The sequence below is a fragment of the Pseudomonas sp. PS02302 genome (genome assembly GCF_029959585.1).
GTDB lineage: Bacteria > Pseudomonadota > Gammaproteobacteria > Pseudomonadales > Pseudomonadaceae > Chryseomonas > Chryseomonas aestiva.
Genome location: NZ_JASCON010000128.1, coordinates 1 through 8,963 on the forward strand (window position 1 = coordinate 1; position 8,963 = coordinate 8,963).

General features: G+C 66.2%; 7 protein-coding genes. 1 reads left to right on the forward strand and 6 read right to left on the reverse strand.

Going from position 1 to position 8,963, the window contains the following annotated elements:
* Nucleotides 1-79 precede the first annotated feature (79 nt).
* The 4 genes from choV to choX form a co-directional block, all read right to left on the reverse strand.
* On the reverse strand, nucleotides 80-1,312 hold the full coding sequence (choV, locus tag QMX82_RS24890; RefSeq protein WP_282288544.1) for a choline ABC transporter ATP-binding protein: 1,233 nt from the start codon (nucleotides 1,310-1,312) through the stop codon (nucleotides 80-82).
* 3 nt (nucleotides 1,313-1,315) lie between these two features.
* Nucleotides 1,316-2,158 carry a choline ABC transporter permease subunit gene (gene choW / locus QMX82_RS24895; protein ID WP_059316705.1) on the reverse strand — a complete coding sequence of 281 codons (843 nt, stop codon included), beginning with the start codon at nucleotides 2,156-2,158 and terminating at the stop codon, nucleotides 1,316-1,318.
* Between the two features lie 116 nt (nucleotides 2,159-2,274).
* Nucleotides 2,275-3,213: a choline ABC transporter substrate-binding protein gene (locus QMX82_RS24900; protein WP_017639238.1), complete on the reverse strand. Its 939-nt coding sequence runs from the start codon at nucleotides 3,211-3,213 to the stop codon at nucleotides 2,275-2,277.
* A 269-nt stretch (nucleotides 3,214-3,482) separates the two neighbouring features.
* Complete coding sequence (choX, locus tag QMX82_RS24905; protein ID WP_282288550.1) at nucleotides 3,483-4,421, reverse strand: choline ABC transporter substrate-binding protein; 939 nt, start codon at nucleotides 4,419-4,421, stop codon at nucleotides 3,483-3,485.
* A 465-nt stretch (nucleotides 4,422-4,886) separates the two neighbouring features.
* Between choX and QMX82_RS24910 the strand changes: the two genes are divergently transcribed.
* Entirely contained in the window at nucleotides 4,887-5,984 is a 1,098-nt protein-coding gene (locus tag QMX82_RS24910; RefSeq protein ID WP_037006569.1) for a GlxA family transcriptional regulator, read from the forward strand.
* A gap of 15 nt (nucleotides 5,985-5,999) precedes the next feature.
* Here QMX82_RS24910 and QMX82_RS24915 read toward each other — a convergent pair whose 3' ends face one another.
* Complete coding sequence (locus QMX82_RS24915; RefSeq protein ID WP_282288557.1) at nucleotides 6,000-6,785, reverse strand: N-acetylmuramoyl-L-alanine amidase; 786 nt, start codon at nucleotides 6,783-6,785, stop codon at nucleotides 6,000-6,002.
* 26 nt (nucleotides 6,786-6,811) lie between these two features.
* Nucleotides 6,812-8,599, reverse strand: coding sequence for a GGDEF domain-containing protein (locus QMX82_RS24920; RefSeq protein WP_282288559.1), 1,788 nt, complete (start codon nucleotides 8,597-8,599; stop codon nucleotides 6,812-6,814).
* Nucleotides 8,600-8,963: the final 364 nt, after the last annotated feature.

The window sequence follows — 8,963 nt, forward strand, 5'->3', positions numbered from 1 at the left end:
ACCCGCGCGCACTCCCGGCCCCCCCCCCCCCCGGGCCCCCCCGCCGCGGGGGGCGGGGGGGGGGGGCCGGGCCAGGCGGTCAGCCCGCCTGGGACAGGGTCGAGCGGACCGCGGGCGGGGCGACGTCTTCGCCGGCCTTTTCCAGATTCTTGCCCAGCAGGGCGTGGTAGAGCTCCTTGTCACCGAGGATGCCTACGGCGCGGCCGTCGGTCTCCAGCACCAGCTTGTGCCCGGTGTGGTAGCGGATCTCCAGGGCGTCGCGCATGCGGATGTCGGCCGGCGCCAGGGTCGGCTGGCGCTGCAGGCTGGTGACCGGCATACCCGGGGTCCAGCGTTGCAGGGCCAGGCTCTCGCCGCCGCGACGCAAGGCCTTGACCGTCTGGTTGTCCAGCGCCAGCCAGATGTCATGGCTGCGTTCCAGGCAGATCTCGTTGCCCTCGCGACCGCACTTGTCCAGGCCGCGCATCAGGCTGTAGCCGCTGAGCACGTTGAGCGGATTGGTGTGGGCGACGAAGGTACGCACGTATTCGTCCGCCGGATTGAGCACGATGTCCTCGGGGCGGCCGTGCTGGATGATGCGACCGTCCTTCATGATGGCGATGTTAGTGCCGATCTTGAGGGCTTCGTCGAGGTCGTGGCTGACGAAGACGATGGTCTTGTTGACCTTGGCCTGCAGCTGCAGCAGTTCGTCCTGCAGTTGCTGGCGGATCAGCGGATCGAGGGCGGAGAAGGGTTCGTCCATCAGCAGGATGTCGGCATCCATGGCCAGGGCGCGGGCCAGGCCGACGCGCTGCTGCATGCCGCCGGAGAGGGAGTCGGGTTTCTTGTTGCGCCACTGGGTCAGGCCGACCAGCTCCAGCTTCTCGTCCACCAGCTTCTTGCGCTCGGCGGCCGAGCGGCCCTGCATCTCCAGGCCGAAGCCGACGTTCTCGGCCACGGTCAGCCAGGGCATCAGGGCGAATTTCTGGAACACCATGGCGATGCGCGTGGTGCGCATGTCCTTGAGCACGGTGGGCGAGCAGTTGGCGATGTCCACTTCGCTGCCTTTGTGCTCGATCAGCAGCTTGCCGCGGCTCACGGTGTTGAGGCCGTTGATGCAGCGCAGCAGGCTGGACTTGCCCGAGCCGGACAGGCCCATCAGCACGCAGATCTCGCCCTTCTGGACCTCCAGGCAGGCGTCCTCGACACCCAGCACCTGGCCGGTTTCCTGGAGGATCTCGCTGCGACCCTTACCCTGGTCGAGCAGCTCTAGGGCACGCTTGTTCTGCTTGCCGAAGATGACGTCGACGTGTTCGAAACGAATGGCGGTCATGACTTATTTAACCTCGCGAGGGGCGGGTTGCTTGCACACCCGGTCGAGCAGGATGGCGATCAGGACGATGGACAGGCCGGCTTCGAAGCCCAGGGCGATGTCCGCGGTGTTGAGGGCGTTCACCACCGGCTTGCCGAGGCCGTCGGCACCCACCAGGGCGGCGATCACCACCATGGACAGCGACAGCATGATGCACTGGGTGATGCCGGCGCCGATGCTGGGCATGGCGTGGGGCAGCTCGATGCGGGTCAGCAGCTGCCAGCGCGAACAGCCGAAGGCCTTGCCGGCGTCCATCAGCTCGGCGGGAACGTCCTGGATGCCCAGGCAGGTCAGGCGGATCGGCGCGGCCACGGCGAAGACCACCGTGGAAATCAGCCCGGGTACCACGCCCAGGCCGAACAGCGTCAGGGTCGGAATCAGATAGACGAAGGTGGGGACCGTCTGCATCAGGTCCAAGACCGGGCGCAGGCCGGTGTAGAACCAGGGCTTGTGCGCGGCGATGATGCCCAGCGGCACGCCCACGGCGATGCACACCAGGGTAGCGAAGACCACCTGGGCCAGGGTTTCCATGGTTTCCTGCCAGTACCCCAGGTTGAGGATCAGCAGCAGGGAGATGAGGGCGAAGATCACCAGGCCGATGCTGCGTTGCAGCAGATAGACCCCTACCGCGACCAGGGCAATGAAGGCCAGCGGGTTGAACCACATCAGGCCGGCGGTGAGGCCGTGGATGAGGCCGGACAGCACATCGGAGATCTTGTCGAAGACGCTGGCGCCATGCAGCGTCAGCCAGTCGATGAAGTCGGCGATCTGCTGGCCGAGAGGGAGCTTGTGGTCGGTGATTAACATAACGGTGCCCGTCAGGTAGGGGTGGACAGATCGAAGCACGAGAACCGCGGATTCGTGCTTCGGCTGTGGCAGTACCCGCCCGAACTGGCGCGGGACAGTCGAATGTTAGTGTTCGCTCAGGGGGCCAGGGCGGTCTTCGCCGCCTCCAGCGCAGGCTTGCCATCGCGGGTGGTCACGCCGGCCAGCCACTGGTCGAGCACCTGCGGATGCGCCTTGAGCCAGGCCTTGGCGGCGGCGCTCGCGGCTTGTTTTTCGTTGAGGACCTTGTCCATCAGCTGGTTTTCCATGTCCAGGGTGAAGGACAGGTTGGTCAGCAGCTTGCCCACGTTGGGGCATTCCTGGACGTAGCCCTTGCGGACGTTGGTGTAGATGGTGGCGCCGCCATAGTTGGGACCGAAGACGTCGTCGCCGCCCTGGAGATAGGCCATCTTGAAGCGGGTGTTCATCGGATGGGGTTCCCAGCCGAGGAAGACCACCCACTGCTGGCGCCGCTCGGCGCGCTGGATCTGCGACAGCATCCCGGCCTCGCTGGACTCCACCAGCTTGAACTTGCCGAGGTCGAAGGTGTTCTTGTCGATCATGCCCTGGATCAGGCGATTGCCGTCGTTGCCCGGCTCGATGCCGTAGATCTTGCCGTCGAACTTGTCGGCGTTCTTGGCGATGTCGGCGAAGCTCTTGACCCCGGCGTCGTAGACGTACTGCGGCACGGCCAGGGTGTATTTGGCACCCTCCAGGTTGGCGCGCACGGTCTCGACGCTGCCGTTGTCGGCATAGGGCTTGATGTCCGCCGCCATGCTCGGCATCCAGTTGCCGAGGAAGACGTCGATATCCTTGTTCTGCAGGGACTTGTAGGTCACCGGTACGGAGATCATGTTGGTCGTGGTCTGGTAGCCGAGGGCGTGCAGCACCTCGCTGGTCACGGCCGTGGTCACGGTGATGTCGGTCCAGCCGACGTCAGCAAAGCGCACCTTGGCACAGGAAGCCGGCTCGGCCGCCTGAACAGCGAGTGGCGCCAGCAGGGCGGCACTCAAGAGCCAACGGGAACAACCTTTCATGGACACATCTCCTTGCGTTTGGCGGGGTACCTTTCGGTGCGCCCCACGTGTATTTATCTGTAACCCATCCCCCCAGGCTCGCCTACCGCCTGCGTCGCTACCAGTGTACGCGGCGTCGTAACCAGAAGCGGAAATGTCGTATCCAGCGTGAGCCCCAGGCGCGTCCGGGTCCGGCGCGCGGCGGCCGAGCGAAAGAGACGGCTGGCAGTGCCCTTCGCCGTGGCGGCCCGCTGCCCAGAGGTGTCGGCGACGGCTGGAGCGCTCGCGAATCAGTTGGCCAGACTGGCCTTCACCGCGGCGTTGCCCGGCGCGCCGCTACGGGTGGCGACACCCTTGAGCCAGGCATCGAGCCGTTCGGGATTGCGCTTGAGCCAGTTGCGTATGGCGCGGCGCGGATTGTCCTTTTCGTTGAGCACCCGATCCATCAGCTGGTTTTCCATGTCCAGGGAAAATTCCAGGTTGCCCAGCAGCCGGGCCACGTTGGGACACTGCTGGGCATAGCCCTTGCGCACCACCGTGTAGACCGTCGCCCCGCCCTGGTTCGGCCCGAAGTAGTCATCGCCGCCGTCGAGGTAGGCCAGCTTGTGCCGGACGTTCATCGGATGGGGTTCCCAGCCGAGAAAGACGATCCACTGGTGGTCCAGCAGCTCCTTCATCCGCACCTGGGTCAGCATGCCCTGCTCGCTGGATTCATCGAGTCTGAAGCCGCCCAGGCCGAACGCATTGCTGGCGATCATCTTCTTGACCAGGGCGTTGCCGTCGTTGCCGGGCTCGATGCCGTAGAGGGTGTGATCGAAACGCTCGGCGAAGCGGGCGATGTCGGCGACGTTCTTCACCCCGGCGTCATAGACGTACTGGGGCACCGCCAGGGTGTAGCGGGCGCCTTGCAGGTTGGCGTGCAGGCGTTCTACCGCCCCCGCATCGACCAGTGGCTGGCTGAGCTTGGCCTGCGCCGGCATCCAGTTGCCGAGAAAGACATCGGCCTCGCCCGCAGCCAGGGCGTCGTAGGTCTGCGGCAGGGACAGGCGCAGCACCTCGGTCTCGTAACCGAGGGCGCTGAGCAGATAGCGGGCCGTGGCATTGGTGATATTGAGATCCGACCAGCCGACATCGGCCAGGCGCACCTGCTGACAGCTCTCGGCCTCGCCCGCCTGCGCGGTCGAACTCAGCAGCAGACCGGACAACCACAGCGCTTGGAAGATTTTCATCCTGAACTCCAGGGTTCGCGAAGGGAAGGGCCCGGGCCACTGCACGTACCGGTCCGTCTGGCCCGCGCCTTGGTGGCTTTTCGCCACAAGTAGCGAGAAGGGCGACAGACGGTTGAAAGGCCTGACCTACAACCGTGCCCACTGAGTCGCCATGCCACATTTTGGCGCGCGTCGGTTACGTCCCGGTGTTACCGATGGAATACATCTGGCGAAGTGCCATCGGCAAAAGGTCGGTCTCGGACCTGAAAGGTCGCAAATAAAAACCCTAGCTAATCAACGCCATTGAGCGCTGCTGAATGGGTTATTCGCCCCAGACAGCTTGCCCGTGTCGGGGTTCACCCATTTTCGGCATGGGAATTGCGACATGACTTATGCGTCCGCGACACATCTTTCGCCCATCGTTGTCCGCCGCACCTCATTAGAGCCCAGCCAAGGGCCCCAGCCTGCGTGAAGGAGATTCAAACCATGTCGCCCATTCCCACCTCGTCACAGGCCCGTGCGATCCAGTCCATCGGCTTTCTGCTGCTGGACAATTTCACGCTCATCTCCCTGGCGTCGGTGGTGGAGCCGCTGCGCATGGCCAACCAACTGTCGGGGCGGGAACTCTATCGCTGGTGCACCCTGAGCCTGGACGGCCGTCCGGTGCGCGCCAGCGATGGCCTGCAGATCACCCCGGACAGCGCCGTGAGCGCCGCCCCGGTGATGGACATGGTGATCGTCTGTGGCGGCGTGGGCATCCAGCGCAGCGTGTCCCGCGAGCATTGCACCTGGCTGCAGAGCCAGGCGCGCCAGGGCCGCAAGCTGGGCGCGGTCTGTACCGGCAGCTGGGCCCTGGCCCGGGCCGGCCTGCTCGACGGCTACGACTGCAGCGTGCACTGGGAAACCCTGGCGGCCCTGCAGGAAGCCTATCCGCGCGTGGTGCTCAGCACCCGGCTGTTCACCATCGACCGCAATCGCTGCACCGCTTCGGGCGGTACCGCGCCGATGGACATGATGCTGCACCTGATCGGTCGCGAGCATGGCCGCGAGCTGTCGGCGGCGATCTCGGAAATGTTCATCTACGAACGCATCCGCAACGAGCAGGATCATCAGCGCGTCCCCCTCAAGCACATGCTGGGCACCAACCAGCCCAAGCTGCAGGAAATCGTGGCGCTGATGGAGGCCAACCTCGAAGAGCCCATCGACCTCGACGAACTGGCGGTCTATGTGGACGTGTCCCGGCGCCAGCTGGAGCGCCTGTTCCAGAAGTACCTGCATTGCTCGCCGTCGCGCTACTACCTCAAGCTGCGGCTGATCCGTGCCCGGCAGCTGCTCAAGCAGACCACCCTGTCGATCATCGAGGTGGCCTCGGTGTGCGGCTTCGTCTCCACCCCGCACTTCTCCAAGTGCTACCGCGAATACTTCGGCATCCCGCCGCGCGACGAGCGCCAGGGTCCGACCATCCAGCAGCCCATCGCGCTGATGCCGCTGTCCCAGGAGCTGTCGCTGATGCCGGCCTCGTCCGCGCTGGCGGCCCTGAGCCAGGCCCAGGGCGAATCCACCTTCGCCAGCGTGCGGCTGTAAGCCGCCTCCGGCCGCCTAGCGACCGCTGGGCAGGCTGAGCAGCAGCGCCGCCGTCTGCAGGTCCGGCTGGCCGTCGAAACGGCCAGGCCGGTACTTCATCTGGAAGGCGCCTATGACGTCGCGGGTGGCCGCATCGAGCACGCCGGTGCGCGGTACCGCATAACCGATCCGCGCCAGCTGATCCTGGAACCAGGCCGGCGGCGGCAGCACGCCGCCCAGGCTGGCCTGGCGCTGGGCGACCACCGCCGGATCCGGCCAGTTGATCAAGCCTGCTGCGGCCAGACGTGCCCAGGGAAACAGCGGCCCCGGGTCCTGCTTGCGCCCCGGCGCGATGTCGCTGTGGCCGACGATGGCGCGGCGATCCAGGCCGTGGCGCTGCTCGATGTCCTTGAGCAGCGGAATCAGCGCCTTGATCTGGGCCTCGCTGAAGGGATACCACTGGCGCCCGGCCGGGGTGTCGCGAAAGCCCAGGTTGACCATCTCGATGCCGATGGAGGTGGAGTTGAGCCAGGTGCGGCCTTCCCATTCGCTCACGCCGGCGTGCCAGGCGCGGCGATTCTCGTCCACCAGGCGATAGACAGTGCCATCGGTGTCGATCAGGTAGTGGGCGCTGACACCGGCCTGGGTCAGCAGCTTGAGCGATTGCTGGGAGCCGGCCGCGGTGTAGTGCAGCACGATGTACTGCACCCGGCTGTCCTGATCGCGGGCGGTGTAGTCGTCATTGATGCGCGGACCGCTGGAGCAGCCGGCCAGAAGCAGGCCGCAGAGCAGCCAGGGGAGGAGCTTGAAGGGCTTTCGCACGATTACCTCGCGAACGTGGAAGGGGTTCAGGCCACGTCCAGGCGATCGCGTCCGGCGCGCTTGGCGCGGTAGAGCGCCTGGTCGGCACGCTCGAATACGGTATCGGCATCCTCGCCCGGCGCAAAGGCCGCGAGACCAGCGGACAGGGTGATCACCACCCGTTCGCCCTTGAAATGGAAGGGGCAGGCGGCGACCGCGGCGCGTAGCTGCTCGATCAGGGTGACCCCGCCGGCGACTGGCGTGGCGCCCAGCAGCATGACGAATTCCTCGCCGCCGAAGCGGGCGATGAAGTCGGTCTTGCGCAGGCGGCGCTGCAATTCGCTGGCGATGATCTTGAGCACCTTGTCACCGGCCAGGTGGCCGTAGCCATCGTTGATGCGCTTGAACAGGTCGACGTCGAGCACCGCCAGCAGCAGGTCGCCGCCATGGCGTTGCCAGCGGGCCACCTCCAGCTCCAGGCGCTCGCTCCAGGCGGCGCGATTGGGCAGGCCGGTGAGGGGGTCGCAGAGGGCCTTCTGCCGTTGTTCTTCCAGATGACCGCGATACTGCTGGGCCTCGCGCTCCATGCCGGCGACGCGCTCGGTGAGGGCGCTGAGTCTTTCGCTGGCTTCCTGCTCGCGGGTCTCGCGTTGACTCTGCTGGTCGGCCAGGCTGGTCAGCAGGCCTTCCAGGCGACTGTCCAGCGACAGCTTGAGGCTGTCCAGGTCCGTCGCCTCCTGCACCTCGCTCTGCAATTCGCTGACCTGGCCGCGCAGGGCGTCGCCGAAGGCGCGCTCCTGGGTCTGGCCGTCCTGACGCCCGGCGTGGACGTCCTGCAGACCGGTCTGGAAGGCGGCGAGACGCTCATTGAGGCGGCGCAGGTAGAGCTGGAATTCGCTCTGCCCAGAATGGTTGAGGGCCAGCACCAGCACCGACAGGTCATCGAGCACGGGTACCAATTCGTACCAGTTCAGGCTGCCCTGGATGCGTTGGCGCAGGTGTTCGGCCTGGGGCTTGTGGCTGTCCGGCAGCGCCAGGTCGTCGAGCAGCCGCAGCAGGGTGGCTTCCAGATGGGGCGCTATGGCGCTGTAGCCGGGTTCGGGCACCGCGGGCAGGGCATAGGCCGGATCGGCCTGGACTGCCAGGGGCTCTGCTGCGGTTTCAGGCGGCGCGGCCGGCATAGCTTCGACCGGCAGCGGCAGTAGCTCAGGGGTCGCCGGCGTTTCCGCCGCTGGCGCGGCGATTGCCGCCGGCGAGGCGTCTTCAGCTACCGGACTCGGTGTTGTCGCCGGCGCCTCTTCCGCGGTCTCGCCCCGACCACCCAGCAGGCGCTGCAGGAAACCGGCGCGGGCGGGCTGTTCGGGGTGCAGCTGACTCAGGGCCTGTTGCTGCAGACGGCTGAATTCGCCGAGCAGGGCAGGCAGTTCCCCCGGTTGGTCGGCAGCGGCCTGGGCGCGCTTGGCAAAGCCCTTGAGCGCCTTGCGCTGGTCGCGCGGCAATTCCAGGGTCTGCAGCAACCGGCAGAGTTCGGTGAAGGCCTCGGCCACCTGGCGCGCGCGCAATTCCCGGCGCTGCTCGGAGTCGAGCACGGTGCGCTCCAGGCGCGGAATCAGCTTGGCGAGATCGGCGTCGCTGTCGTCACGGCGGAGGATGTCGCGCAATTCGACCAGGCAGGCGTCCACCGCCGCGTCGTTGCCTTCGGCGGCCAGGCTGCTGCGCACGAGGCCACGACGCACCAGGTCCAGGCGGTTTTCCCACCGGCTTTCCAGGCGCTCGAGATGCTCGAGGCTCTCCAGGTATTTGCTTTTCCAGCGTTCGACGTCCGCGCGCTCCATCCGCCCGCTCCAGAGGCTTGAGGGTGGCCAGCAGGCAGGCACGATGGGGCGCCAGCCGACTTGTCAGAACCTGTTCACGATCTGCTACGCGTCGGCCAAACGGCGTTGAAAAGGCCTTCGGAATGCTCATTTACCATTCGTAAACTGCGCTTCCTCAGGTGTTTTCGCGGGACCGCCTAGGCCTTGTTTGTCTCTAGCTCGCGAGATCTTGAACAGGCTCTTGGTGGCTAGGGTATCGGCGGTTACGGGGAAAGTTTGAGCAGGACGACCGGAGGCCGCTTGAGAGGGACGAGCTGAAGAGCCGCCGCCCCCGGGCGCGGCGGGGGGGGGCGCGGTAATTGGGGGGCGGTGTTTGTGGGTTAGT

What these genes read in the sequence shown, in the direction of transcription:
- choV (WP_282288544.1), bottom strand. Translation starts at nt 1,312, where the DNA reads ATGACCGCCATTCGTTTCGAACACGTCGACGTCATCTTCGGCAAGCAG.
- choW (WP_059316705.1), bottom strand. Translation starts at nt 2,158, where the DNA reads ATGTTAATCACCGACCACAAGCTCCCTCTCGGCCAGCAGATCGCCGAC.
- QMX82_RS24900 (WP_017639238.1), bottom strand. Translation starts at nt 3,213, where the DNA reads ATGAAAGGTTGTTCCCGTTGGCTCTTGAGTGCCGCCCTGCTGGCGCCA.
- choX (WP_282288550.1), bottom strand. Translation starts at nt 4,421, where the DNA reads ATGAAAATCTTCCAAGCGCTGTGGTTGTCCGGTCTGCTGCTGAGTTCG.
- QMX82_RS24910 (WP_037006569.1), top strand. Translation starts at nt 4,887, where the DNA reads ATGTCGCCCATTCCCACCTCGTCACAGGCCCGTGCGATCCAGTCCATC.
- QMX82_RS24920 (WP_282288559.1), bottom strand. Translation starts at nt 8,599, where the DNA reads ATGGAGCGCGCGGACGTCGAACGCTGGAAAAGCAAATACCTGGAGAGC.